We start from the raw sequence: 26,482 nt of genomic DNA, 5'->3' as shown, positions 1-26,482 counted from the left end.
TGAATCGCTTCTCCGAAATAGGAACACCGGTGACCGTCCGCCTCTCATAACATCTTCAAGTAAAAGCGCGGTTATGCTCTCGCGACGTTATGCAACAAAGCCGTCGAGACCTATCCGTGGCGGCTTGCCGGATTTTTTCCAGGTCGTGACGAAATGTTGCTGTGCGGCAATCGCTCGACCGCGCGGTCGTCAGGCGGGATCGATCGCGTCGGTGGGCAGGACGATTTGCGCACGCAGCCCGCCTTGCGGCCGGTTGGTAAGGGTCAGCACGCCAGCATGGTCGGCCACGCCCTTGGCGACGATCGCCAGGCCGAGTCCGAGACCAATGGTGTCGCGCCCGCGTGCCGTGTCGAGCCTGACAAAGGGGTCGAGCACGCGAAGTAACGACCCATCGGGGATGCCGGGTCCATCGTCTTCCACGCGCAGGACGATCTGGCCCGGCTCTTGCGCCAAGGACAGGAACACGCGGTCGCCATAGTGCAGCGCGTTTTCGACGAGGTTGCCGATGGCGCGCTTGATCGTGATGCGGCGCAGCGGCATTTCGAGATGCGCCGGACCGTCATACGACCCTTCGCGCCCGCGATCGGCAATGTCGTCGCAGAGTGTTGCGCACAGCACCGCAAGATCGGTCATCGCCAGCGGCTCGACCGCATCCTCACCGCCGAGATAGGCAAGGAGCGAGGCAACCATCGCGTTCATTTCCGCGACATCGGCCTCGATCGACGTTCGGATGCCCGCATCGGCGATGCGGTCCGCGCGCAGCCGCAGCCGCGCGAGCGGGGTGCGCAAATCATGACCGACCGCCGCCAGCGCCTGCGTGCGATCCGCGATCAACCGATAGATCCGGGCATGCATACGGTTGAAGGCACCGGTGACCCGGCGCACTTCGCTCGGCCCGATTTCGGGAACCGCCTCGTCGCGATCGCTGCCGCTGCCGACACGGTCGGCGGCAAGCGCAAGCCGGCGGAGCGGCAGCAGCGTCCGCCGCACCAGCAACCCGCCCATCAAAATCAGCACGGCGGCGGGGACCATCGCCAGGGCAACGCGTTCGATGATCTGATCGGGGACATGGATCGCCTGACGTGTCCGGAAATGCAGCCAGCTCCCGTCCGAAAGCAGCACGCCGCCCGCAGTAACCGCGCCGCGACCCGGCGATGACAGGCTGAGCCGCAGCCCGGCGCGCGCAAGGTCGGGCTCCCATCCCACGATCTGGTGATACATTGCGTCGAGATCGGCGGGCACCGGCGGGGGCGGGGGCAGCGTCGGGCTCCAGCGGATCGCGTAGCGGCTGGTGGTCAAGTCGCGCGCCAAGGCCGGGCGCGCCGCCGGTGGCGTTTCATTGGCCAGTTTGCGCGCGATCAGCACATGTTCGGCGAGCCGCCGCGCTTCGTCATCGCGCACCGAAAATTGGCTGGCACGCTCATAGAGGAGCGTGGACACGCCGAATTCCAGGACCATCGCCAGCAGCAGAATGGCGAAAATCTGGCCGATCAGGCCAGCGGATCCATGCAGCCGCCGGAAAACACCCGCGTTCAAACGGGCGCTCAGTCGCGCGACACAGGGGCGGTGAACATATAGCCGATGCCGCGCACGGTCGCGATCGGCGCATCGGCCCCGGCGCTCGACAATTTGCGGCGCAGCCGGCTGACCAGCACATCGATGCTGCGATCCGAACTGTCGCCGAGCCGCGTGCGCGACAGTTCGATCAGCCGTTCGCGCGCGATCACGCGCCCGCTATGGTCGCACAAGGTGACGAGCAGATCGAACTCGGCCCCGGTCAGATCAACGAGGCCGCCGGTCGGCGACAGCAATTCGCGACGCGGCAAATTGAGCGCCCAGCCATCGAACGTCAGAATCCCGGTGGCGCGCTGCTCCGCCGCTTGACGCTCCGCGCCGCCGCGCCGCAACACCGCGCGGACCCGCGCCAGCAATTCGCGCGTGCCGAACGGCTTGGCGATATAGTCGTCGGCACCCAGTTCCAGCCCGACGACGCGGTCGGTTTCCGAGCCTTTGGCCGATACGAAGATGATCGGGACGTCGCTCTTCTGCCGGATCGCGCGGCACAGATCGATGCCGTTGGTGCCCGGCAGCATGATATCGAGCAGCACGAGATCGACCGGACCCTGCCCCAGCGCCAGCCACATTTCGGGGGCGGTGCCAACGGGGCGCACGGTGAAACCGTTTTCCTGTAAGGCGCGGGTGGTCAGCGTCCGCAGCGGCGGATCGTCCTCGACGAGGACGATGGTCGGCATCATTGTTGCGGGTTCTGGGATCGGCATGCAAGATCGGAGGTAAGCACCGCGATTGGAACGGTCAATGCGCCGCTCCCCGATCGGGCGCGAGCAACATTTTGTTACGTCGGCGCGAAATGACAGAAAGATCGGCCACTTATGTCCACGCTTCGTTCATCCTAAAAGGACTTATCGTCAATGGTCCGTTTCATTGCGGTCGCCACACGCGCCCTTGCGGCAACACCAGCGCGATGCGCGCTCCCGCCGCTCGGCCTGCGGTCGGTCTGAACCGAGTCCGGGATTGGTAACGAGCCGGTGCGCGGGACGAATGCTTTGCCGCAGATACATTGCCCGGCCCAGTTGCGAAAAAACGATACGTAACGGCAAATGATCCGTAAAGTATGCCAGAGGTTCATCAAGCAGTCTTGCTCGGCAGGGGGCGGTCATGGCGCACGGCGTCGACAGACCGAACGCCGCGGGGCCTGAGTTTCCATTGTTCGTGAAGACTGGCGGAGATCAAGTGGCAGCCGAACGCGTAGGGTGGCGGATCGCAATGCGGTGGCTGGCGGAAATCGTCGGCCCCGACATGCCGTACGTGCGCTTGGCGATGCTGTACGGCGTGGCGATCAGCCTGTTGTCGCTCGCCACCCCGATTTCTGTCCAACTGCTGATCAACAGCGTCGCCAACACGGCCTTGCCCGCGCCGTTATGGACGTTGGCCGGGCTATTGTTGGGATTGCTGTTACTGGTCGCGGCGCTCAGCGCGCTGCGCGTGTGGATGATGGCATTGTTCGAGCGCCGCCTGTTCGCGCGGATCGTTGCCGAAATCACCATTCGCGCCGTCCACGCGCAGAATCCGTTCTTCTCCGATCAAAATCGCGGCGACCTGTTCAACCGCTATTTCGATCTGGTGGTGGTGCAAAAGGCGGTGCCGAGCCTGGTCATTGGCGGCTTCACGATCATCCTGCAATCGGCGGTCGGGCTGGCGGTCACGAGCTTTTATCACCCGTTTTTCCTCGGTTTCAACGCGCTGCTGGTGCTGGTCATTCTGGCGATCTGGCTGATCTGGTCGCGCGGCTCGATCGGTTCGGCGGTCGCGCTCAGCCATGCCAAGCACGATGCCGCGCGCTGGCTGGAAAGTGTCGGCGGATCGAACGGCTTTTACAAATCCAGCCGCCATCTCGATTTCGCGATGGACCGATCCGAGGCGGTGACCGCGGCCTATGTCGGGCGGCACCGGCATTATTTCCGCTACAGCTTTACCCAGACGGTTGCCTTCTTGCTGCTCTTTGCGCTGGCGAACGCGGCGCTGCTCGCGCTTGGCGGCAATCTGATCCTCGCGGGCGAATTGTCGATCGGGCAATTGGTCGCGGCCGAGCTGATCCTCAGTGGCGTTTTTTACGGCATCGCGCAGCTCGGCTGGTATCTCGATTCGTTGTACGATCTCATCGCGAGTTCGGAAGAATTGTCGCTGCTCTTCGCGATTCCGCAGGAGCCTGCGGTCACCGTGGCGGGCCGGGCACCGGTCGATGGCGCGGTGCGGCTCGACGGTGTGGTGATGGACGGTGCGCGCTTCGATTTCGCGCTGGCGGCGGGGGAACAATTGGTCACGCTGACCGATGACGGCGCGGAACGGCTGCTGGCAATGGTGCTGAAACGCCACATCGTTCCCGAACGCGGGCTGGTGACGGTTGGCGGGGCCGACATCGCGTCGTTCGACATGTATTTGCTGCGTTCCGAAGTGATGGTGCTCGAACGGCCGTCGATCGTTGAGGTGACGATTCGCGAATATCTGTCACTGGCGTCGGAGGATGCGCGCTCAAGCGGGCACTCAAGCGCGATGCTCGAGGCGTTGGAGGCGGTCGGTCTGCGCGATCGCGTCGCGCGGCTGCCGCACGGGCTGGATACCGTGCTCGCCGCCTCGGGCTATCCGCTGTCGATCGGCGAATTGATGGCGCTGAAGCTTGCCAATGCGCTGCTGGTGCGCCCGCACGTGCTGATGCTGTCGCAGCTTTACGATCTGTTGCCCGCCGAACGGCTGGTCAGCGTGCTGGCGCGGTTGCGCGAGGCCGGGACGACGGTGTTGCTCTCGACCGGCCGACCCGAGGACATCACGCTGGACGGGTGGTTTTACCTGGAGCCACACCGCCAGCGCCGCTTCGCGACCCGCGAGGAACTGATCGCCGCGCAGCAGCAGGGGGCGCGGGATGCCGTACAAGGCTGAGCGGCTGGCCCATTTCAAGACGCTGGCCGGAATGCGCGCGCCGCGCTTTGCAGTGGTGGTCGCGTGGATGGTGACGATCGGGATTGCGATCGCGGTGGCGATCATGGCGTTGGTGCCGTGGTTGCAGACCGCAAGCGGCTTTGGACAAGTCGTCGCGCTCGACCCCGATGAACGCCAGCAACAAGTGACCGCGCTTGTGCCGGGGCGCGTCGATCGCTGGTATGTGAAGGATGGGCAGCGCGTCGCGCGCGGCGATCCGATCGCGCGCGTGGTCGATCTCGATCCTGATTTGCTGTCGCGCCTCGCCGCCGAACGCGCGCAAGTGCAAGCCGAGATCGCGTCGGTCGAACAGAGCCGTGCGGTCGCCGGGATCGATGTCGCGCGCACCCGGCAATTGCTCGCCGAAGGGCTCGGCTCGCGGCGTGATTATGAACAGACGCAGATCAAGGTCGCCGACACCGGTGCCAAGCTCGCCGAATCGCGCGCCAAGCTCAACCGGATCGACATCGCGCTCAACCGCCAATCGGCACAGGTGGTGCGCGCCCCGCGCGACGGCCGTTTGCAACAGCTCAACGCGGCGAGTGGGAGTGCGATGGTGTCGGCGGGAACGGTGCTGGCGGTGGTCGCGCCCGAACGCGTCGAGCGTGCGGTCGAACTCTATATCGACGGCCGCGACGTGCCGCTGGTTCGCACGGGCCGCCACGTCCGGTTGCAGTTCGAAGGCTGGCCCGCAATTCAGTTCAGCGGCTGGCCTTCGGTCGCGCAAGGCCTGTTCGACGGGCAAGTGCGCTCGATCGATCCCAATGCCGCGCCCGATGGCCTGTTCCGTATTCTGGTCGAGCCGCAACCCGGCAAGCCGGCCTGGCCGAGCAACGACTATGTCCGCCCCGGTGGCAAGGTGCGCGGCTGGGTGCAGGGCGAGACGGTGCTGATCGGATACGAATTGTGGCGGCAGCTCAACGATTTTCCGCTGGAATTCGGGCGGCGCCCGACGGTCGAGATCAAGGGCAAGGCCAAAGCGCCGAACGCGAAAAGCGATTCGGACGATACGGCGAAGAAATGATCCGCTTCGCTCTCCTGTTGTTGCTTGGCCCCGTCCTGCTCGCGCTCTGCCCCGGCGTAGCGCTGGCGCAGGTCGCACCGCTGACGCTCGACGAGGTGCTGCGATCCTCAGCGCGCTCTGCGCCACAAATCATCGAAGCGCTGGCGCGAATCCGCCAAACCGAGGGCCGCGCGCTGTCCGCCGAGGGTGCGTTCGACACCGTCTTCGACGTCGATGGCCGGTCGCGCGTGGCGGGCTATTATGACGGGACGATCGTCGAAGGCCGCGCGACCCGTCCGCTCACCAACAATGGCGGCTATGTCTATGGCGGCTATCGCGCGTCGCGCGGATCGTTCCCGATCTATGAGGATCAAGCCTATACCAACCGGCTGGGCGAGGCGAAGGTCGGGGCGCTGTTCGCGCTGCTGCGCGACCGCGTGATCGATGAACGCCGCACGCGCCGCGCGATTGCCGCCACCGATATCGACGTCGCGCGCTTCGAAGCCGAAATGGCCGCGATCGGCGTGCAACGCCGCGCGGTCGACAGTTACCAGAATTGGGTCGCGGCCGGCCTCAGGCTGCGCGCGTATCGCGACTTGCTGGCACTGGCCGAGCGCCGCCGCAGCGCGATTGCGCGGCTGGTGACGCTCGGCGCGCGGCCTGACATTCTGCTGACCGAGAATGACGCAAATCTGGCGCGGCGCCGCGGGCTGGTGCTGCGCGCGGAACAGGATCTTGGCGCCGCCGCCAATGCCCTGTCGCTCTATTTGCGCGACGATTCGGGTGCGCCGCTGACGGTTTCGCCAGACCGGCTCCCGGCCGATGCATCGGCGCTGGCGGGCGTCGCGCGCGCCAGCCGGCCGGTCCCCGCCACCGAGCGCTTCGATTATCGCGCGATCCTGACCCGGATCGATCAGGCGACAGCGCGGCTGCTGCTTGCGCAAAACGACCTGAAGCCGCGGCTCGACCTGCGCGGCGAGCTTGGCAAGGATGTCGGCGACACGGGGCTCGGCGGGTCGAGCCGGACCCCGCTGGAGGCGATCGTCGGGTTTCGTTTCAGTGTGCCATTGCAAAATCGTGCGGCCAAGGGGCGCGTCGCCGAGGCGCGCGCCGAAATCGACGCGCTCGATCAGCGCGGGCGCTTCCTGCGCGACCAGATCGTCGTCGAGGTCGAAGCAATTGTGATCGCCGCCGACGGTGCCGAGCGCCTGGCCAGCGTGGCGGAGACCGAGCGCAGCCTGGCCGATCGGCTGGCGACGGCCGAACGTCGGCGGTTCGAACTCGGCTCGGGCGATTTTTTCCTGGTCAATCAGCGCGAGGAAACCGCCAACGATGCGCGGATCCGGCTGATTGACGCGCAAGCGCGCATCGCCTCAACGCGCGCCGAACTCGCCGCCGCGACCGCCGATCGCGCGGCATTGGGGCTTCGCTGAACCGAACGCGTTATTCCAATCGGGCAGGAGTGCTTATAGCGCGGTGCGTCGACGCGGTCTTGCCGGGTCGGATCGCGTCGCCGCCACCGGAGTTCTTCCTGCATGTCTGCCGTGCCCAACGAAATCCGCCATCCGCCCTGGACGATCGTTGCGGTGATCGCGATCGCGCTCGCGGGTGGCATGCTGTGGCTGCTCGGCTGGGCAGTCGGTGAAATCAGCGAAGGGGAAATGCGCTTCCCGTTCGACCGAGCGATCCTGCTATGGGTGCGTGGCGGGGTGGCGCACGGTGTCCCGCCGGGGCCGTTATGGCTGACGCAAGGTATGCTCGATATCACTGCGCTTGGCGGGGTGACCGTGCTGGTGCTGGTGACCGCGCTCGTCGCCGGATTGCTGATCGCGTCGCGCCACTGGCTGACGCTCGCGCTGGTGCTGGTGGGGACGATCAGCGGGTCCTTGGTCGTAACGCTGGTCAAGGGGCTGGTCGGGCGGGTGCGACCCGACGTGACCGATCATCTCGTGCAGGTCTATGACGCGAGCTTCCCGAGTGGGCATGCCGCAAACAGCGCGTGCGTGTATCTGACGCTCGCTTTGTTGCTGCTCCAGATCACCAAGGGGCGTGGCGTTCGGCGCTACATCCTCGTCGCGACGATGCTCCTGGTGAGCGCGATCGGCGTCAGCCGGGTCTATCTGGGCGTGCACTGGCCGAGCGATGTGCTCGCAGGCTGGATTTTCGGGGCGCTGTGGGCGGTGGCGTGGTGGGCACTCGGAGCGGCGATCCGCCTGCGCGTGGCGGGGGCCACGCCGGCCCGACCCGACTAGCCGTTCATCCCCCCGCAAGGTTGGGGCGACCACCGCACGACCGACAGGCCGAATCGTTTCCGGGAGACGACGAAACAGTCTTGTTACAGTATCTCATAACATCTACTGCGGTGCAGCACAGTTTTTGAAAGCCTCCCCATGACGCCAAAATCCTTCCTGATCGCAACGCCCCTGCTGATCTTCGCTGCGCCCGCTATCGCGCAGATGGCGGCTCCGAACCAAATCGCGGCGACCGACGCGGGTCCGGATATTGTCGTTACGGGCGTGGTGCCGAAGAGTGAAACCGATGTGCTCTCCGGCACTTCGGTGCTGCGCGGTGCCGAATTGACGCGTAGTCTGCGGCCAACGATCGGCGAGACGCTGGCGAAGTTGCCGGGCGTTTCCGCCACCTCGTTTGGGCCGAGTGCCTCGCGTCCGGTGCTGCGCGGTTTTCAGGGCGAGCGGATTCGCGTACTGACCGACGGAATCGGATCGATCGACGTGTCGAACACCAGCGTCGATCATGCGGTGATCATCGATCCGCTACTGGCTGAGCGGATCGAAGTGCTGCGCGGTCCGGCAGCCTTGCTCTACGGCTCCTCGGCGGTCGGCGGGGTCGTCAATGTGATCGACACGCGCATCCCACGTTCGGTGCCAAATGCGGGCTATCGTTTGTCGGGCATCGCGACCTATGGATCGGCGGCGAACGAGCGGACTGTCGGTGGTGCCGGCGATGTGGCGCTGGGCAAGCATTTCGTCGTCCACGCCGACGGGTCCTACACCAAATCGGACGATCTGCGGATTGGCGGTTATGCGCTGACCGACCGGCGGCGGCGCGAAGCGCTGGCGACGGGCTTGCTCCCAGTCGACCCTGCCAATCCCGATCCGATCGATTATGCCGCGAACGCTGCGGTGCGCGGCACGCTGCCCAACACCGCCGCGCAAACCTGGACCGCCGGCGTCGGCGCAGCGTTGATCACCGATACGGGTTCGCTCGGCGTGTCGTACAGCCATTATGACAGCCTGTATGGCGTGCCGATCCGCTACGCGACGTTGCCCGGCGAAGGGCAGGAGGCACCGCGCCTCAGCATCGTGCAAAACCGCTACGATCTGCGCGCCGAGGTGCAGACCGGCGGCGGCTTCCTCGATCGCATCCGGCTTCGCGCGGGCCACGCCACCTATCGCCATTTCGAACTCGCGCCCGATGGCGCGATCGGTACGGCGTTTTTCAACAACGGCACCGAAGGGCGTCTCGAATTCGTTCAGGCCAAGCGGGGCGGCTGGCAGGGCGCATCGGGGGTGCAATTCTTCAACCGCGTGTTCGACGTGAAGGGCGACGAGGCCTTCCTGCCCAAGAATGAAACCAACCAGACCGGTCTCTTCACGCTGCAGCAGCTCGATCTCGGCGCGTTCAAGGCCGAAGCGGGCGTGCGCTATGAACTGACCGACGTTGCCGCGCGCACAGTGACCGGCGACCTGCGGTTTTCCGGCGTACAGCGGCATTTCGGGGCGGTTTCGGGTTCGCTTGGCGCATCGTATGGCGTCAGCGATGCGGTCCGCATCGGGTTCAATCTGTCGCACACCGAACGCGCGCCATCGGCCGAGGAACTGTTTGCCAACGGTGCGCATGCGGGGACGCAGGCCTATGAGCTGGGCAACCCGAACTTCCGTTTGGAGAAAAGCAACGGGGCCGAACTGACGCTCCACGCGCATGGCACGGGCTACAGCTTCGATGCGTCGGCCTATTACAGCCGCTTCTCCAACTATATTTCGGAAAATCAGGTCGATCAGTCGATTTGCGCAGCTGCCGCCGCGCCGAGTGGACGGACGGTCGACTTTCCCTGCTTCCAATCGATTCAGGCGGATGCGACCTATTATGGCGTCGAGGCCGAGGGATCGGTCGTGCTGGGCCAGATCGGTGGGTATACGATCAACGCCGACGCGCTGGGCGATTACGTCCATGCGACGATCCGCGATCAGGGGCCGGTGCCGCGCATTCCGGCGGCGCGCGTGCTCGGTGGCGTGGAGGCGCAATCGACCGCGCTGACGGGGCGCGTCGAGGTCGAACATGTGTTCGATCAGAACCGCATCCGCGCCTTCGAGACGCCGACCGCTGGCTATACGATGGTCAATGCCTCGCTCTCGATCACGCCGTTCCCGACCAACCGCAAGCTGTCGCTAACGCTCAGCGCGAACAATCTGTTCGACGTTGATGCGCGCCGCGCGGCAAGCTTCCTCAAGGACTTTGCGCCGCTCGCCGGGCGCGATCTGCGCGCAACGCTGCGCTTCAGTCTTTGAAGGCTCCCCTCCCGCTTGCGGGAGGGGTTGGGGGTGGGCATGACCGGAGCGGATTACGCGCCGCAACTCCCCACCCCCCGGCCCCCTCCCGCAGGCGGGAGGGGGAGGGAAACCTTACCGTCCCATCTCCCCGAGCTTGCGCTCCCATGCCAGCGCGTCGCGGACGATTCCGTCGAGATCGGCACGCTTGGGGGTCCAGTCGAGCGTGGCGAGGATCGCGCGATTGTCGGCGACCAACTCGCCCGCATCGCCCGCGCGGCGGCCTTCGATTATGCGGTTGAGCTTGATATTGGTCACGCGATCGACCGCGTCGAGCACTTCGAGCACCGAAAAGCCCTTGCCATAGCCGGCGTTGAGCGTGTGGCTCCGGGTCGGTTCCGCCACCAGCAGATCGAGGGCTGCGACATGCGCGGCGGCCAGATCGCTGACATGGATATAATCGCGCACCCCGGTGCCATCGGGCGTGGCGTAATCGGTGCCGTAAACGCCGACGCTCGCGCGTTTCCCCAGCGCGGCTTCGACCGCGATCTTGATCAGGTGGGTGGCGCCGACGGTCGATTGCCCGCTGCGCTGCTGCGGATCGGCACCCGCCACGTTGAAATAGCGCAGCGCCGCGTAATTGATCGGGTGCGCCGCCGCCACATCGCGCAGCATCGCCTCGGTCATCAGTTTCGACGTGCCATACGGGTTGATCGGCACGGTCGGGTCGCCCTCTGCCACCGGAACCTTGGCGGGCGTGCCATAGGTCGCGGCGGTCGAGGAGAAGATGAAGTGCTTCACCCCTGACACGACAGCGCTTTCGATTAGCGCGCGGCTGGCGACGGTGTTGTTGCGGTAATATTTGAGCGGATTGCTGACCGATTCGGGGACGATGATCGACCCGGCGAAGTGCATCACCGCGCTCACGGCGTGATTGCGGAGCGTCGCGCGGACGTGGGCATCGTCCTCGATTTCGCCTTGCACCAGCGTGGCGCGCGGATCGACCAGCCAGTCGAACCCGGTCGATAGATTGTCATACACCACGACGCGGTGGCCCGCATCGAGCAGCGCCAGCACCGCATGGCTGCCGATATAGCCCGCGCCGCCCGTTACCAGTACCGATCCGTCCAGCATGCGTATCTGCCCTTTTTGTCGCGGGTTCGCGTTCCTATCTTCAAGCACTAAACAAGGAGCGAACGATGGCAAGCGAAGTCGCCACCCTGGCGGGCGGATGTTTTTGGTGCACCGACGCGGTGTTCAAGGATGTGATCGGCGTGGAAAAGGTCGAGAGCGGCTATATCGGCGGCGCGGTCCCCAATCCCACCTACAAGCAAGTGTGCAGCGGCGCGACCGGTCATGCCGAAGCGATCCGTGTGACCTTCGATGCCGATCAAGTGTCGTACGGCGACATTCTCGACATGTTCTTTGCGACGCACGATCCGACGCAGTTGAACCGGCAGGGCAATGACGTCGGCACGCAATATCGCTCGGCAATCTTCCCGCATGACGACGCGCAAGCGGCCGAAGCAGTGGCGGCGATGGCGCGTGCGGCGGACGGCTGGCCCGCGCCGATCGTGACGACGATCGAGCCGCTGTCGACCTGGTATCCGGCCGAGGATTATCATCAGGATTATTGGGACAGCGAAGGCCAGCGCAATCCCTATTGCATCGCGGTGATCCCGCCCAAGCTGGCCAAGCTGCGCAAGAGCTTTGCGGCGCGGTCCAAGGCGGTCAGCGCCTAATCGCGATGCGCGGCGCGGCGCAGGCGGTCGTTGATCGCGGTGCCGATGCCGTCTTCCGGGATTGGAGCGATGGCAATAGTGGCGCGGTCGCTCGCATCGGCGCGGTGGAGCGCGTCGAAGAGGTTTGCCGCCGCTTCGACCGGGTTGGCGGCGGGGGAGAGGTTGATGTCCCCCGCGATCGCGCCGAAGCCGATAAGATATTCGTCCGCTTCCGCCTGCGTTGCGTTCAGCCGAAGCGGCTTCGTTGGCGCATAATGGCTGGCGAGTTGGCCGGGGGCGGTGATTAGGAGGTTTTCTCCTTCCTTCCACCCCGGCGCAGGCCGGGGCCCAGTTGCGGGACGATCGTCGTCACGCGCTGTACTCTGCCCCAAAACGCTCGCAACTGGGCCCCGGCCTTCGCCGGGGTGGAAGTGGAGGGTGAGCTGCGCTGCTGTGATCGGCCCCGGCCGCAAAACATCGCGCCCGTGCACGATCGTCGACTCCAGCCCCGCTTCGGTCGCGCCGTCGTCGATTACCAGTGCTATTTGCCCGTCGAGGCTAGCCACGACATGCGCAGCGCGAGTCGGGCTGATGCCGCCGCTCGCATTGGCCGAGGGCGCGGCGAGCGGTTTGCCCGTGGCCTCCAGCAGCGCCCGCATCGCGCGGTGCGCCGGGACACGGATCGCAATCGTATCGAGCCCCGCGGTCACCAGCGACGCGATGCCCGCATCCGCGCGGAGCGGCAGCACCAACGTCAACGGCCCCGGCCAGAACGCCTCGGCCAGCGCCAGCGCGTCCGCGTCGAAGTCCGCAATTTCCTGGGCCGCCGCCAGATCGAGCACATGCACGATCAGCGGGTTGAAGCTCGGGCGGCCCTTGGCGGCATAGATTCGCGCGACCGCGGCCGAATCGGTCGCGTCCGCTGCCAGGCCGTAGACGGTCTCGGTCGGCACCGCGACCGGCTGCCCTGCGGCAATCAGCGCGGCGGCCGCAACGATCGCGGCCTCGCCGTAAGGTAAGGTCCTCGTCGCAAAAGGCGGGTTTGGCGCGGTCATCATCGGCGGCTATAGCGGCGACAAGCCCGTCGCATAAGAGGAAGTCCCATGTTTACCCCCGCCACCGCCGACCAGCGTTTCGTGCTCGATCATGTCGCGCGCATTGCCGATCTCGCCGCGACTGATCGCTTTGCCGCCGCCAGCGACGATGTCGTCGATGCGGTGCTGGAAGGGGTGGGTCAGCTGGCCGCAGGCGAATGGGCACCGCTGCTCCGCGCCGGCGATACGGTCGGCGCGAAATGGACGCCCGAGGGCGTGGTGATGCCCGACGGCTTCGTGAAGGCGTATCACGATTATGTCGAGGGCGGCTGGGGCACGATCGGCGTGCCCGAGGAATTTGGCGGGCAGGGGCTGCCCTTCGTGATCCAGACCGCGGTGCTCGATACGCTCGGCACGGCGAATATGGGCTTTGCGCTCGCCCCGACGCTGACGGTCGGCGCGATCGAGGCGCTGGCGCATCACGGTTCCCCTGAGCAGCAAGCGCTCTACCTCCCGCATCTCGCGACCGGCGCGTGGACCGGCACGATGAACCTGACCGAGCCGCAGGCCGGATCCGACGTCGGCGCTTTGCGCACCACCGCCACCCCGCGCGGCGATGGCACCTTCCTGATCAAGGGCACCAAGATCTACATCTCGTTCGGCGATCACGACATGGCGCCCAATATCGTCCACCTCGTGCTCGCGCGCACCCCCGGCGCACCCGCCGGGACCAAGGGGATTTCGCTGTTCCTGGTGCCGAAGTATCGGCTGACGGACGATGGCACGCCGGGTGATTTCAACGATGTCCGCGTCGTCTCGATCGAGCATAAGATGGGTCTCCACGCCTCGCCGACCTGCGTGCTGAGCTTCGGCGATCAGGATGATTGCGTCGGCGAGCTGATCGGGGCCGAATATGGTGGCATCCGCGCGATGTTCACGATGATGAACAATGCGCGGCTCAATGTCGGCTTGCAGGGCGTGCAGGTCGCCGAGGCGGCTACGCAGGCGGCGGTGTCGTACGCGCTCGACCGCGTCCAGTCGCCGCGCGCCGGATCGGGCAGTGCCGAGTCGGTCAAGATCGTCGAGCATCCCGACGTCCGCCGGATGCTGCTCCGCATGAAGGCGCAAACGCAGGCAGCGCGCGCGCTCGTTTACTACGCAGCCGCGCAAGTCGATCGCGCGACGCTCCGTGAGGTTGGCGGTCAGGAGCGGCTCGATATCCTCACCCCGCTCGCCAAGGCGCATGGCACCGACATCGGCAACGAAGTCGCCAGCATCGGCATTCAGATCCATGGCGGCATGGGCTATATCGAGGAGACCGGCGCCGCGCAGTTCTTCCGCGATGCGCGGATCACGCCGATTTACGAAGGCACCAACGGCATTCAGGCGGCCGATCTGGTCGGGCGCAAGCTCGGGATGGACAATGGCGGGGTGTTCGCGCGGCTGATCGCCGATATGCGCGCCGAAGCGCAGGACGGTGGGTTGGTCGCGCTGATCGATGCGTGCGACGAGATCGGGCGCGGCATGGCGGGGATGGACGCCGATGACAAGCTCGCGGCGAGCTATCCGTTCCTGACGATGCTGTCGGTCGCCACCTGCGGCTGGCTGATGGAGCGCTCGGGTCGTCTCGCGACCGGCGACGACGCCTTCGCGCAGATGAAGCGCGCGGCGTGCGCCTTCTACGTCGCGCAGATCGTGCCCGAGGCGCTGGGCCTGCGCGCGGCGGCGAGCGCGAGCGCGGCGGTGCTCTATTCGGTCCCGGCCGAGGCGTTCGCCGCTTGAGCGACTGGTCGTGGACCCCGCCCGCCGACAGCGGGATTGCCGTTCGGATGCAGCGCGCGGGCGAGGTTACGCTCGAACTCGCCGAACTGCCCGCCGCCGATGGCAGCACCGACCGGCTGGCCTTGTGCGTCCACGGCTTTCCCGAACTCAATTTCAGCTGGCGCTATCAAATGCCGCTGCTGAGCGAGCGCGGCTGGCGGGTGTGGGCGCCCAATCTGCGCGGTTACGGCGCGAGCGACCGGCCCGAGGGCGTCGCCGCCTATCATATCGACAAGCTGGTCGGCGATCTGGTCGGCTTGATTGATGCGAGCGGCGCGAAGGAAGTCCTGCTGATCGCGCATGATTGGGGCGCGATCATCGCGTGGCAATTCGCGATCCGCCGTGCGCGGCCCTTGGTCGGGCTGGTGATTATGAACGTGCCGCACCCGCACGTCTTTGCGCGCGAACTGAAGACGTGGGCGCAGTTGCGGCGGAGTTGGTACGTCTATTTCTTTCAAGTGCCGTGGCTGCCCGAGCGCGTGTTCGGGCGAAATCATGCCGCCGGAATCGCCCGCGCGATTCGCAACATGGCGGTCGACAAGAGCGCCTTCCCGCGCGCGGTGCTCGATGTGTATCGCGCGGCGGCGGCGCGTCCGGGCGCGCTCACCGCGATGCTCAATTATTACCGCTCAATGGTGCGCTCAGGCAGCAACACGCCGACCGGCGACGGCCGGATCGAGACGCCGACGCTGATGATCTGGGGCGAGGAAGATACGGCGCTCGGCATTGGCTGCTCGCAAGGTACCGAGGCCTATTGCCCCGATTTCGAAATCCACCGCTTGCCCGGCGTCTCGCACTGGGTGCAGCAGGAAGCGCCGGATCGGGTTAACGCGATCTTGGGGGGATGGCTGGAGCGGTTCCGGCGATAGGAAGCCGCTCATCCCTACCTCCGTTCGCCCTGAGCTTGTCGAAGGGCAAGTGTCTACTGGCGCACGGTCGCCCGTTGCGAGCTGGGATTCGACCGGCTCAGCCCGAACGGAAGTGGGTTCTACGCCTTCTTGAACGGCGTCATCGCCCCCAGAAACTCCTGATCGGATTCGACCGACGCCCGCTCGCGCGCGAGGAAATCGCCGATCGCGCGGCGGAACCCCGCATCGGGAATGTAATGCGCCGACCAGGTCGGCACCGGCACATAACCGCGGGCAAGCTTGTGTTCGCCTTGTGCGCCCGCCTCGACCGTCTTCAGCCCGCGCGCGATCGCTGCGTCGATCGCCTGATAATAGCACAATTCGAAATGGAGGAAGGGCACTTCCTCGGTACAGCCCCAATAGCGGCCGTACAGCGTATCCTCCCCGATCAGATTGAGCGCGCCTGCGATCGGCCACCCGTCGCGCTCGGCGAGGATGAGCAGCACGCGTTCGGGCATCGTCTGGCTGAGCAACGAGAAGAACGGCCGCGTCAGATACGGCTGGCCCCATTTGCGCGCGCCGGTATCCTGATAAAACACCCAGAACGCGTCCCATTCCGCCTCGGTAATGTCCGCGCCGGCAATGTGGCGGATCGTCAGCCCCTCGACCGCGCCCGCGCGTTCCTTGCGGATCGCCTTGCGCTTGCGGCTGGCGAGTTGCTCAAGGAAATCGTCGAAAGTCGCATAGCCCTGATTCTGCCAGTGGAATTGCGTTCCCTGGCGAATCAGCCAGCCCGCTGCCTCGAACGCAGGCACTTGTTCGGGGCAAATGAAGGTCGCGTGCGCCGAAGACAGGCCGTGCTGGTCGGTCATCGCCTCGATCGCGGCGATCAAAGCGGGGGCTTGCGCAGGATCGCGCAGCAGCAAGCGCGGGCCCGGCGCGGGGGTAAAGGGCACCGCGATTTGCAGCTTAGGATAATATTTGCCGCCCGCGCGCTCCCACGCATCGGCCCAGGCATGGTCGAAGACATATTCGCCCTGGCTGTGGCTCTTGGCATAGGCTGGCGCGATACCGGCGGGCTTGCCGTCGGGACCGTCGACGATGATCGGGATCGGTTGCCAGCCGGTGCGCGGTCGCGCGCTGCCCGATTGTTCGAGGATCGACAGGAAGGCGTGGGCAACGAACGGATTGGCGGTTCCCGCGCAAGCATCCCAGTCCGCCGCCGCGATTGCGGAGACGCCGTCGGCGATACGGGCGGTAACGGCGTCTTTCACAGCGCTAAACTAGGGTGTCGGCGCGTCTTTCTCAACTGCCCCCTCGTTATACCCCCAGCATAAAGCCAGCAGCAGGAAGGCGGTGACGAACTCACGGTGCCGCTCGCCAAATTCGAACCACACGCCGAACAGCAGCAATTGCAGGCCGCACGCTGCGATCAGCAGCATCAGCGTGACGGGCACGCGCCCCAGCCGCGCCGCCGCACCGCCCAATAACGCCAGATGCGACAGTTGCGCGATCGGCCAGAGTGCTGCAGCGAGCAGGCGCGGGAAGGGCGGCCCCATCGCAACCAGTCGCGTGACGCCGAACTCGGCGACGCCACAGGCGCGTACGAACTTGGTGGCGGTCAGCCGGACAAAGCCTGTCGGATGCGTGCGGATCCACTCGACCGCAAGCGCTTGGATGCGCGGACCGTAAGCCATTTCGGGAATGCCCTTCAGCGCGATCGGCGGCGGTTCCCAATTGCCGGTGGCATCGGGATTGTTGCCAATCCACAGGCTCGCGCCGCTCGCCGTCGTCAGCGGCACGAAGGCGTGGAACAGCATCGCATTACGGATCCACCACGGCAGCAGCACGATCCCCGCGATAATCGCGCCACGCAGCCCCGTCGCCAGCACCCGCCACAGCCCGATCCGACCGACCAGCACCAGCCCGAACAAAGCGGCGAGCGGTGCCTCACCCGGTTGCGTGAGCGCAAGCAAGCCCGCCGGCACCCCCAGCGCCACCGCACCGCGCCACCCCGCGCGGGGCTGCACCCAGGTCAGCGCCAGCGCCAGGATCAGCAGCGCGCACAGCGATTCCTTCTGCGCGAGCGGCGCGGAAAACAGCACTGATGGCCAGAGGAGATACAGCCACGCGGCCCGTCGCCCCGCCACTGCACTGCCGAGCCGCGTCCCCAGCAGCACGATCAGCCACGCCGTTGCCGCGTCGGTCAGCGTGCCAAGGACAAGGACCGATGGCGTCGAAAAGCCGAACAGCGCGCCCCATCCGGCAAGCAGCAGCGGGTAGAGCGGCGGGAACAAGGCGCGCCACGCGCTGCCGAAGAACGGCTCGTACATCACGAGGCCGTGCCCGGCGAGCAGTCCCTTGGCGAGGTTGAGATAGGCGTTGGGGTCGCCGGTCGAGGTCCGCCCCACCGCGAGCAAGGCGAAGACGACACGGACTGCCATCAACGCCAATGCCAACAGCGCGAAGCTGCGGCGGCGTGGCATGTCGCGCAACAGCGCGAAGCCGAACGCGGCGAGCGCGATCCAACCGAGGATCGCCACGATGCTGCCGATCGACACGCCCCACCGCGCGTGCAGATCAGGCAAAGCGGCTAGCCCGTAAAGGAGCAGCCCGCCCAGTACCGCCTGCACGCTCCATTCGGCATAGCGCTGCGCTTGTGTCACTGGCCGAAGGACGTGGCGCGGTACAGCAAGGTGATCGCGACGCGGCGGTTGCGCGGGTCCGCGACGTCTTCCTTGATCATCGGCTCGCGGTCGGCGACGCCCTCGATCCGGTTGAAGCGCGTCTCGTCGATCCCGCCCGCCGCCAGCCGCCGCCGGGTCGCCTCGGCGCGGGCGCTCGACAGCATCCAATTGTTCATCGCCAGCGGATCGCCATACCCCAAACTGTCGGTATGGCCGCGGATCATGATCGGGTTGGTGGTCGCCTTGATCGATTGCGCGATCAGCCCGATCAGCGACGAAGCGCGTCCCTCAAGCTGGGTCGTGCCGAGATCGAACATCGAATAATCGGCATCGTCGAGCAGATCGATCCGTAGGCCGTCATTGGTCTTGATGAAGCGGACATGGTTCGACAGCTTGGCGAGCTTGGGGTTCGACGCCATTGCCATCGTTACCTGACGCTTCATCGTCTCGAAATTCTTGCGGTCTTCGGCCGACAAGGCGGCTTTGTCCTTCAGCGTGCCTTTTTGCCCGGTGCCGACCTGGTCGCCGCCGATCGCCTCGACCGGCACCGTCATCGACCGCGTTCCGGTTTGCGAGGCGCGGTGCGCGTAATTGTCCTTCGACGTGATCGAATCGCCGCCGAAAATGCCGTTCGACCCTGCGCTGTTTTCCTTAAGCTGGACGAGCGTCGGCGAAAAATAGTCGGCGAGCGCCTTGCGCTGCTTCTCATTGGTCGCGCCGAGCAGCCACATCAGCAGGAAGAACGCCATCATCGCGGTCACGAAATCGGCATAAGCGACCTTCCACGCGCCGCCGTGATGGCCGCCATGGCCTTCGATATAGATCTTCTTGTAGATGATCTTGGGCGGCACATTGGCGCCGTGCGGCGCACGCGCGGCCATGCCTCAGCGGCCCCTGGGCTCCTGCGACCGCAGGAGCCCAAAGTTACAGGCGTATCGCCCGCGACCCTGGGCTCCTGCTGTCGCAGGAGACCAAGACTGAAAATATGGCAACACCGCGCTCACCGCCCCCGCAGCCCGTCGAACACTTCGGCGAAGCCCGGCTGGTTCGAATGTGCGATGCCCGACCGCGCTGCCTCGATCACCAGCGGTTGCGGGTGGCCGTGGAGCGAGGCGATGATGATTTGCTTGACCACGTGATAGATCGCCGCATCGGCCTCGATCACCTGTTTCAGCCGGTTGGCGAGTGGCGCGACGATGCCATAGGCCAGCAACACGCCCATGAAGGTGCCGACCAGCGCCGATCCGATCATCGCGCCCAGAATTGCAGGCGGCTTGTCGATCGATCCCATCGTCTTGACCACGCCAAGCACGGCGGCGACGATGCCCAGCGCCGGCAGCGCATCGGCCAGCGACGCGATCGTCCCGTGCGGCCCCTCGACTTCGTGATGATGCGTCTTGATCATGTTATCCATCACATCCTCGACCGCATGGACGTCGAGCGTACCCGATGACACGACGACCAGGCGCAGCGTATCGGCGATCAAATTGATCAACGTATGGTCCGCCAGCAGGCGCGGATAGTCGGCGAAGACGGCCGAGGATTTCGGATCCTCGACATGCGGCTCAAGCGCGATCGGGCCATCGGTCCGCAACATCTTCATCAGCTTGCTGACCAGGAAGATGACGTCGAGATAGTCTTGCTTCTTGTACTTTGGGCCCTTGAAGACCTTCATGACGCCGCCGCCGAGCGCCTTCAGCTCCTTCATCGAATTGCCGATGATCAGCGCGCCGACCGCGGCGCCGCCGATGATCAGCATTTCGTGCGGGATCGCCTCCATCACGGGGCCGAGCGCGCCACCGGTGATCGCAAAACCACCGAAGATCATCACCAGCAGGACGACAAGGCCTATAATGGGAAACATGGCGTGCGATTTGCCCCTGCGATGCGCGGGTCCGATGGACCGCTGTGCGCTGGGCTTAAACCCGATTTGGTGTTCAACCGGTTAACCAGAGGCGCGTGGGGATGACACGACGCGGGTGAAATGCGAGGGAGCACGCTTTCAATCGTCAAGGAAAGCAGCACCATGGACAGCATCGGCGTGATCGGCGCAGGCCAGATGGGGGCGGGGATCGCTCAGGTCTCGGCGCAGGCGGGATACCATGTGCTGCTGTCGGACATGTCGCGCGACCGCGCCGAGGCGGGCAAGGCGGGAATCGCCAAGCAGCTCGACCGCGCCGTGACCAAGGAAAAGATCACCGCCGCGGCGCGCGATGCTGCGCTGGCCCGCATCGAACCGGTCGAAAGCGTTGCCGCAATGGCCCCGGCGTTCCTAGTGATTGAAGCGGCGACCGAGCGTGAGGAAATCAAACGCGCGATCTTCGGTGAAGTCGGCAAAGTGCTGTCCGACACCGCGATCCTCGCGAGCAACACCTCGTCGATCCCGATTACGCGGCTGGCGCAGGCCGCCCCCGATCCGGCGCGCTTCATGGGCGTGCATTTCTTCAATCCCGTGCCGGTCATGGGCCTGGTTGAACTGATCCGCGGCCTCGCCACCAGCGATGCGACGGTCGATGCGGTCGAAGCCTATGTCGGCACGCTCGGCAAGCAAGTGGTGCGGGCCAACGATGCGCCGGGCTTCATCGTCAACCGCGTGTTGATGCCGATGCTCAACGAAGCGTGCTTTGCGCTGGGCGAAGGCGTGGCGAGTGTGCGCGATATCGATCTCGGCTGTCAGCTTGGCCTCAACCACCCGATGGGCCCGCTGACGCTCGCCGATTTCATCGGGCTCGACACGTGCCTCGAAATTACGCGCGTGCTGTTCGAGGGAACGGGTGATCCCAAATTCCGGCCAGCACCGCTGCTGGTGAAATATGTCGAAGCGGGCTGGTTCGGCCGCAAGACCGGGCGGGGGTTCTACGATTATTCGGGCGCGGAGCCGGTCCCGACGCGGTAACCCTCGTCACCCCGGCCTTGAGCCGGGGCCCATCGTGCCGCTGGCAAGCCGCCAGAAATCGCACGGAGCACGCGCCGAGGGATAGGCCCCGGCTCAAGGCCGGGGTGACGGTTCTGACTATTCCGGCCGCCCCATTCGGAACAGCGCTTCCTCCCCCACCTCGAAATAGTCGCCGGGCCCGCCGCCGCGCAGGATCGGGTGGGCGGCGGAAGTGCGATAGCTTCCGTCGGTGATCAGATCGGGCGCGATGTGGATGCCGATCACTTCGCCGAGGATCAGCCAGGTGTCGAGCTCCGCCCCGGCCTGGTCGGTCAGCCGCAGCGTCTGGGTGTGGCGGCATTCGAACGCGACCGGGCTGGCGGCGACGCGTGGAGGCGCGACGAGCCGCGCGGGTGCCGCCGCCAGCCCGGCAAGCGTGAATTCGTCCACATCCGACGCGACCGTCGCCGAACTCGCATTCATCGCCTCGGCCAGATCGCGCGTGGCGAGATTCCACACAAACGCGCCCGTCGCGGCGATATTGGCGGCGCTGTCCTTCCAGCCGATCGACGCGAACCCGATGATCGGCGGGCGATAATTGAACAGGTTGAAGAAGCTGTACGGCGCGAGGTTGCGCGTGCCGTTTGCCCCGAGCGTGCTGATCCAGCCGATCGGGCGCGGCGCGATGATCGCGTTCAGCGGATCATGCGCGAGGCCGGGGACGCCTTTGTGGCCGTCGCGTGGTTCGTAGAAATGGTGCTGTAGCATCCCGGAACGGTTCCTGTCGGTGATTTGGCGGTGTTGCGTCCGCCCTATTGGCCTACACCCCATGATTGGCGTAACCATAGTCCGATCCTGGACGAATAGGGACCTGCATGACCGAAGCAAGCCTCTCCGCATCGCCCGATTCCGCCATTCCGGTGGCCGTGCCCCCGTCTGCGCCCCCGTCTGCGCCCCTGCCCGCGGCCAACGCGCCCGGCACGCCAATCTATCGCCACCGGCTGACCACGCGCATCTGGCATTGGGTCAATGTCGTGACGATCTTCATCATGATCGGCAGCGGGCTGACGATTTTGAACGCGCATCCGCATCTCTATTGGGGGGAATTCGGCGCGAATCCCGATCATCCGTGGTTCAACACGCCACATGCGCCCTCCTATCTGACGATCCCGGCGGGCTATAATCTCGCGCTCGCGCGGCGCTGGCATCTGACCTTCGCATTGGTGTTCGCCTTCGGGTTGCTGTTCTTCATGATTTCGAGCGTGCTCAACGCGCATTTCCAGAAAGATTTGCGCATCCGGCTGAAGGAGCTCGCCCCGGCGCATCTGTGGTTCGATGCCAAGGAACATGCCGCGCTGCGCTTCCACGATCCGAAAAACCCCAATGCGCGTAATATCTTCCAGAAGCTGGCCTATGTCGCGGCGATCTTCGTGCTGATCCCGGCGATGATCGTGTCGGGTCTCGCTTTGTCGCCGACGATGTCGGCGGCGTGGCCATGGGTGCTCGACATCGTCGGCGGGCGCGCCTCGGCGCGGTCGGTGCATTTCCTCGCGGCGTCGGGGCTGGTGATCTTCATCATCGTCCACGTCGTGCTGGTGATTCTCGCGGGTGCGTTCGGTGAAGTGAAATCGATGATCACCGGCTGGTGGACGGTGCCCGACGATCATGGCGCGCCTACGCAGGAGCATGGAGCATGAGCGGCATCATCACGCGGCGCGCAGTGCTGACGACGGGTGCGCTGGGCGCGGGCGCGTTGCTCAGCGGCTGCGACAAGTTTCAGAACGGTGCCGCGACCCGTCCGATCCTGTTTGCCGGCGAACAGATCAATTACGGCCTGGCGCGCGCGCTCACCAACCGCGATTCGCTCGCCAAGGAATATCGCCCCGATCAGATGTCGCCGCTGTTCCGCGTCAACGGCACCGCCAACCCCAACACCCCGACCTACAATGCGATGGTGGCGGAGAAGTTCGCCAATTGGCGGCTGAAGGTCGGCGGGCTGGTCAACCGTCCGCTCGATATCTCGCATCAGCAATTGCTGGCGATGCCCGCGCGCACGCAAATCACGCGGCACGATTGCGTCGAGGGGTGGAGCGCGATCGGCAAATGGCACGGCCCGATGCTCGGTACGATCCTGAAGGCGGCGGATGTGCGCACCACCGCGCGCTATGTCGTGTTCACCTGCGCCGACCTTTATTCGGGGCATAATTATTACGAATCAATCGATTTGATCGATGCGTTCCACCCGCAGACGATCCTCGCCTGGGCGATGAACGACGCGATCCTGAGTGTCGCACATGGCGCGCCGATCCGGCTGCGGGTCGAGCGTCAACTCGGCTATAAGAACGCCAAATATGTCATGCAGATCGACGCGGTCGATTCGCTCAGCAAGATTGGCAAGGGCAAAGGCGGCTATTGGGAAGATGCGATCGATTACGACTGGTATGCCGGAATCTGAGGTCAGTCCCGCATCGGTGCCGGAATCGATCGACCCCATTGCGGCGCTCGTGTCACGACTTTAGGGGCAGACTATGGCCCTGATCGATCTGTTCCTCGCCCGGCGTGTGACCAATGGCACGCTCACCGTTCACCATGCCGATGGCAAGACCCTCAACTTCGGCACGCCTGCCGCTGGGTTTCCCGACGTGACGATCCGCTTCACCGATGCCGGTGCCGCGACGGCGATCCTGCGCGATCCCGGCCTCGGCGCGGGCGAGGCCTATATGAACGGTCGGTTGGTGGTCGAGCAGGGCGACGTGCGCGATCTCGTCCGGCTGCTGACGATGAACGATTCGTGGGAAGCGGGTGCCAACGGTCTCGCCGCTTCGCCCTCGCGTCGTGCGGTGCAATCGGTCACCCACCGCATCGGGCGGATCAACATGGCGCGCCGCTCGAAACGTAACGTCGCGCATCATTACGATCTGTCCGACCGGCTCTACGATTTGTTTCTTGATGCCGACCGGCAATATAGTTGTGCGTATTATACCGATCCCGCCAACAGCCTCGAACGCGCGCAGGACGACAAGAAAGCGCATATCGCCGCCAAATTGGCGCTGAAGCCCGGCATGACGGTGCTCGACATCGGCTGTGGCTGGGGCGGGATGGCGCTGTACCTCCATCAGCATACCGGGGCCGAAGTGCTCGGTGTCACGCTGTCGGAGGAACAATTGAAGGTCGCGCGCGAACGCGCGGCGGCGGCCGGCGTCGCCGACAAGGTGAAGTTCGAACTGATCGATTACCGCCACGTGACGGGCACCTTCGACCGGATCGTCTCGGTCGGCATGTTCGAACATGTCGGGCCAGCGCATTACACGACCTTCTTCCGGCAATGCCGCGATCTGCTGAGCGACGACGGCGTGATGCTGCTCCACACGATCGGCCGTGCCGGTGGGCCCGGCGTCACCGACAAATGGACGACGCAGTACATTTTCCCTGGCGGCTATAATCCAGCTTTGTCGGAGATTATTTCAGCCAATGAAGGCCTGCGCTTCATGGTCACCGATGTCGAAGTGCTGCGGCTGCATTACGGCTACACGCTCGATGCGTGGTACGACCGGGTGCTGGCCGCGCGCGCGCAGATCATCGCTTTGTATGACGAGCGCTTCTACCGCATGTGGCAATTCTATCTGGCGGGCGCGGGTGCCGCGTTCCATTTCGGCGGGATGGTCAATTATCAGGTCCAGTTCGCCAAGAACCGCCACACCTTGCCGATCACGCGCGATTACATGCTGGAGGGCGAACGCGCGATGCGCGGTTAGACCGCGCTGGCGAGCCGATTGTCCCACGCGGTTCGCACGATTTCGGCCAGCACCGCATGATTCACGTCTGCCAATCGCTTGACGTACAGGCACCCCTTGCCGGTGCGGTGCTTGCCAAGGCCCGGTAACAGCGCCGCGATATTGGGCGTGCTCGCCCCGACATAAAGCGCAAACTCGGCCTTGCGCGGGGAAAAGCCGATCGCGACCGTGTCGCCCTCGCGGCCGCTCTCATAACGATAGTGCACGCTGCCGAAGCCGATGATCGACGGGCCCCACATTTTGGGATCCAGCCTCGACACCTGACGCATCAGATCGATCAACGCGCGGGCATCGGCGGCGCGCTCAGCCGGTTCCACGCGCGCCAGAAAGACGTCGACGCTCGCGTCGCTCTCGACAGTCTTGTTGCTTGCCGCCATCTGCACTCCCCGAGTCGCTTGCGCGATCGGGCCTCCCGCCCCTAAAGCGCGCCGCCGCCGCCGTTCCTCAGGAGTATGCCATGACCGACCAGATCAATCGAGTGGTTCTCGCCTATTCGGGCGGGCTCGACACCTCCGTTATCCTGAAATGGCTGCAACAAACCTACCAGTGCGAGGTCGTCACCTTCACCGCCGATCTCGGTCAGGGCGAGGAACTCGAACCCGCGCGCAAGAAGGCCGAGGCCGCCGGGGTCAAGCCCGAGCATATCTTCATCGACGATCTGCGCGAGGAATTCGTGCGTGACTACGTCTTCCCGATGATGCGCGCCAACGCGCTCTACGAGGGCCTGTATCTGCTTGGCACCTCGATCGCGCGGCCGCTGATCGCCAAGCGCCAGATTGAGATCGCGCGGATGCTCAATGCCGATGCGGTCAGCCACGGCGCGACCGGCAAGGGCAATGACCAGGTCCGCTTCGAACTCGGCTATTATGCGCTGGCACCCGACATCAAGGTGATCGCGCCGTGGCGCGAATGGGATTTGACCAGCCGTACCAAGCTGATCGAATTCGCCGAACAACATCAAATCCCGGTGAGCAAGGACAAGCGCGGCGAGGCACCCTTCTCGACCGACGCCAACATGCTGCACACGTCGAGCGAGGGCAAAGTGCTCGAGGATCCGTGGGATGAGGTCCCCGATTACGTCTATTCGCGCACGGTCAATCCCGAGGACGCGCCGAACGAGCCCGAGGTGATCACGGTTGATTTCGAGGGTGGCGACGGCGTGGCGGTCAACGGCGTTGGCATGTCGCCAGCGACCTTGCTCGAAACGCTCAACGACATGGGCCGCCGCCACGGCATCGGCCGGCTCGATTTGGTCGAGAATCGCTTCGTCGGCATGAAGTCGCGCGGGATGTACGAAACGCCGGGCGGCACGATCTATCACCTCGCGCATCGCGGGATCGAGCAATTGACGCTCGACCGGGGGGCCGCGCATTTGAAGGACGAACTCGCGCCGCGCTATGCCGAGCTGATCTATAACGGCTTCTGGTTCAGTCCCGAGCGCGAGATGCTGCAGGCGGCGATCGACCATAGCCAGACCAAGGTCACCGGCACGGTCCGGCTCAAGCTCTACAAGGGCTCGGTCAACGTGACGGGGCGCAAATCGCCCTACTCGCTATATTCGGAGAAGGTCGTGACCTTCGAGGACGATCAGGGCGCGTACGATCAGCGCGATGCCGCCGGGTTCATCAAATTGCAGGCGTTGCGGCTGCGGCTGCTCGGGCGGCGGGACCAGTAACAATACGTCACCCCGGCCCTGT

23 protein-coding genes are annotated in these 26,482 nt (G+C 65.2%); 13 read left to right on the top strand and 10 right to left on the bottom strand.

Features of this window, described 5'->3' with window-relative positions:
* Nucleotides 1-189: 189 nt before the first annotated feature.
* Entirely contained in the window at nt 190-1,458 is a 1,269-nt protein-coding gene (locus IEV62_RS14545) for an ATP-binding protein (protein ID WP_188448749.1), read from the bottom strand.
* Between the two features lie 86 nt (nt 1,459-1,544).
* Nucleotides 1,545-2,255: a response regulator gene (locus IEV62_RS14540; RefSeq protein WP_188448736.1), complete on the bottom strand. Its 711-nt coding sequence runs from the start codon at nt 2,253-2,255 to the stop codon at nt 1,545-1,547.
* Between the two features lie 496 nt (nt 2,256-2,751).
* Here IEV62_RS14540 and IEV62_RS14535 point away from each other — a divergent pair, with 496 nt between their 5' ends.
* The 5 genes from IEV62_RS14535 (at nt 2,752) to IEV62_RS14515 (ending at nt 10,026) form a co-directional block, all read left to right on the top strand.
* On the top strand, nt 2,752-4,455 hold the full coding sequence (locus tag IEV62_RS14535; protein WP_188448735.1) for an ATP-binding cassette domain-containing protein: 1,704 nt from the start codon (nt 2,752-2,754) through the stop codon (nt 4,453-4,455).
* Complete coding sequence (locus IEV62_RS14530) at nt 4,439-5,518, top strand: efflux RND transporter periplasmic adaptor subunit (protein ID WP_188448734.1); 1,080 nt, start codon at nt 4,439-4,441, stop codon at nt 5,516-5,518. The genes IEV62_RS14535 and IEV62_RS14530 overlap by 17 nt, the downstream gene beginning before the upstream one ends.
* The gene (locus IEV62_RS14525; protein WP_188448733.1) at nt 5,515-6,930 is read left to right on the top strand and encodes a TolC family protein; all 1,416 of its coding nucleotides are present in this window, start codon (nt 5,515-5,517) and stop codon (nt 6,928-6,930) included. The genes IEV62_RS14530 and IEV62_RS14525 overlap by 4 nt, the downstream gene beginning before the upstream one ends.
* Before the next feature lie 102 nt (nt 6,931-7,032).
* Nucleotides 7,033-7,749, top strand: coding sequence for a phosphatase PAP2 family protein (locus IEV62_RS14520; RefSeq protein ID WP_188448732.1), 717 nt, complete (start codon nt 7,033-7,035; stop codon nt 7,747-7,749).
* Between the two features lie 138 nt (nt 7,750-7,887).
* Nucleotides 7,888-10,026: a TonB-dependent receptor gene (locus IEV62_RS14515; protein ID WP_188448731.1), complete on the top strand. Its 2,139-nt coding sequence runs from the start codon at nt 7,888-7,890 to the stop codon at nt 10,024-10,026.
* A gap of 114 nt (nt 10,027-10,140) precedes the next feature.
* Here IEV62_RS14515 and galE read toward each other — a convergent pair whose 3' ends face one another.
* Nucleotides 10,141-11,139, bottom strand: coding sequence for a UDP-glucose 4-epimerase GalE (galE, locus tag IEV62_RS14510; protein ID WP_188448730.1), 999 nt, complete (start codon nt 11,137-11,139; stop codon nt 10,141-10,143).
* 65 nt (nt 11,140-11,204) lie between these two features.
* Here galE and msrA point away from each other — a divergent pair, with 65 nt between their 5' ends.
* Nucleotides 11,205-11,747 carry a peptide-methionine (S)-S-oxide reductase MsrA gene (gene msrA, locus IEV62_RS14505; protein WP_188448728.1) on the top strand — a complete coding sequence of 181 codons (543 nt, stop codon included), beginning with the start codon at nt 11,205-11,207 and terminating at the stop codon, nt 11,745-11,747.
* Here the strand turns inward: msrA and IEV62_RS14500 are convergent.
* Nucleotides 11,744-12,784 carry an L-threonylcarbamoyladenylate synthase gene (locus IEV62_RS14500; RefSeq protein WP_188448726.1) on the bottom strand — a complete coding sequence of 347 codons (1,041 nt, stop codon included), beginning with the start codon at nt 12,782-12,784 and terminating at the stop codon, nt 11,744-11,746. The genes msrA and IEV62_RS14500 overlap by 4 nt on opposite strands.
* 45 nt (nt 12,785-12,829) lie before the next feature.
* On the opposite strand from IEV62_RS14500, the gene IEV62_RS14495 reads away from it, so the two are divergent.
* Both IEV62_RS14495 and IEV62_RS14490 read left to right on the top strand, forming a co-directional pair.
* On the top strand, nt 12,830-14,542 hold the full coding sequence (locus IEV62_RS14495; protein WP_188448724.1) for an acyl-CoA dehydrogenase family protein: 1,713 nt from the start codon (nt 12,830-12,832) through the stop codon (nt 14,540-14,542).
* Complete coding sequence (locus tag IEV62_RS14490) at nt 14,539-15,450, top strand: alpha/beta fold hydrolase (RefSeq protein WP_229733195.1); 912 nt, start codon at nt 14,539-14,541, stop codon at nt 15,448-15,450. The genes IEV62_RS14495 and IEV62_RS14490 overlap by 4 nt, the downstream gene beginning before the upstream one ends.
* A gap of 119 nt (nt 15,451-15,569) precedes the next feature.
* Here the strand turns inward: IEV62_RS14490 and IEV62_RS14485 are convergent, their stop codons facing one another.
* From IEV62_RS14485 to motA, 4 genes are all read right to left on the bottom strand, one after another.
* Nucleotides 15,570-16,703 (bottom strand): GNAT family N-acetyltransferase, encoded by a 1,134-nt coding sequence (locus IEV62_RS14485; protein ID WP_188448722.1) that lies wholly within the window; start codon nt 16,701-16,703, stop codon nt 15,570-15,572.
* A 9-nt stretch (nt 16,704-16,712) separates the two neighbouring features.
* Entirely contained in the window at nt 16,713-18,095 is a 1,383-nt protein-coding gene (locus tag IEV62_RS14480; RefSeq protein ID WP_229733193.1) for a glycosyltransferase family protein, read from the bottom strand.
* Nucleotides 18,092-18,997 carry a flagellar motor protein MotB gene (locus tag IEV62_RS14475; RefSeq protein ID WP_188448720.1) on the bottom strand — a complete coding sequence of 302 codons (906 nt, stop codon included), beginning with the start codon at nt 18,995-18,997 and terminating at the stop codon, nt 18,092-18,094. Before IEV62_RS14475 ends, IEV62_RS14480 begins: the two co-directional genes overlap by 4 nt.
* A gap of 119 nt (nt 18,998-19,116) precedes the next feature.
* On the bottom strand, nt 19,117-19,980 hold the full coding sequence (gene motA / locus IEV62_RS14470) for a flagellar motor stator protein MotA (RefSeq protein ID WP_188448718.1): 864 nt from the start codon (nt 19,978-19,980) through the stop codon (nt 19,117-19,119).
* A 162-nt stretch (nt 19,981-20,142) separates the two neighbouring features.
* Between motA and IEV62_RS14465 the strand changes: the two genes are divergently transcribed.
* The gene (locus IEV62_RS14465) at nt 20,143-21,012 is read left to right on the top strand and encodes a 3-hydroxybutyryl-CoA dehydrogenase (RefSeq protein WP_188448716.1); all 870 of its coding nucleotides are present in this window, start codon (nt 20,143-20,145) and stop codon (nt 21,010-21,012) included.
* Between the two features lie 117 nt (nt 21,013-21,129).
* Here the strand turns inward: IEV62_RS14465 and IEV62_RS14460 are convergent, their stop codons facing one another.
* On the bottom strand, nt 21,130-21,759 hold the full coding sequence (locus IEV62_RS14460) for a flavin reductase family protein (protein ID WP_188448714.1): 630 nt from the start codon (nt 21,757-21,759) through the stop codon (nt 21,130-21,132).
* A gap of 107 nt (nt 21,760-21,866) precedes the next feature.
* Between IEV62_RS14460 and IEV62_RS14455 the strand changes: the two genes are divergently transcribed.
* The 3 genes from IEV62_RS14455 to IEV62_RS14445 all read left to right on the top strand — a co-directional run bounded on the left by IEV62_RS14455 (nt 21,867) and on the right by IEV62_RS14445 (nt 24,746).
* On the top strand, nt 21,867-22,688 hold the full coding sequence (locus tag IEV62_RS14455; protein WP_188448713.1) for a cytochrome b/b6 domain-containing protein: 822 nt from the start codon (nt 21,867-21,869) through the stop codon (nt 22,686-22,688).
* The gene (locus tag IEV62_RS14450) at nt 22,685-23,446 is read left to right on the top strand and encodes a molybdopterin-dependent oxidoreductase (RefSeq protein WP_188448711.1); all 762 of its coding nucleotides are present in this window, start codon (nt 22,685-22,687) and stop codon (nt 23,444-23,446) included. The genes IEV62_RS14455 and IEV62_RS14450 overlap by 4 nt, the downstream gene beginning before the upstream one ends.
* Before the next feature lie 73 nt (nt 23,447-23,519).
* Nucleotides 23,520-24,746: an SAM-dependent methyltransferase gene (locus IEV62_RS14445; protein WP_188448709.1), complete on the top strand. Its 1,227-nt coding sequence runs from the start codon at nt 23,520-23,522 to the stop codon at nt 24,744-24,746.
* Here IEV62_RS14445 and IEV62_RS14440 read toward each other — a convergent pair.
* Nucleotides 24,743-25,162, bottom strand: coding sequence for a DUF1801 domain-containing protein (locus IEV62_RS14440; RefSeq protein WP_188448707.1), 420 nt, complete (start codon nt 25,160-25,162; stop codon nt 24,743-24,745). The two genes, IEV62_RS14445 and IEV62_RS14440, sit on opposite strands and share 4 nt — an antisense overlap.
* 80 nt (nt 25,163-25,242) lie before the next feature.
* Between IEV62_RS14440 and IEV62_RS14435 the strand changes: the two genes are divergently transcribed.
* Nucleotides 25,243-26,460, top strand: coding sequence for an argininosuccinate synthase (locus tag IEV62_RS14435; RefSeq protein WP_188448706.1), 1,218 nt, complete (start codon nt 25,243-25,245; stop codon nt 26,458-26,460).
* The last annotated feature ends 22 nt before the right edge of the window (nt 26,461-26,482 follow it).

Source organism: Sphingomonas psychrolutea (genome assembly GCF_014636175.1).
GTDB classification, from domain to species: domain Bacteria; phylum Pseudomonadota; class Alphaproteobacteria; order Sphingomonadales; family Sphingomonadaceae; genus Sphingomonas; species Sphingomonas psychrolutea.
Note: the sequence above shows the minus strand (reverse complement) of the source record. Positions and strands in the feature narration are given on the sequence as shown.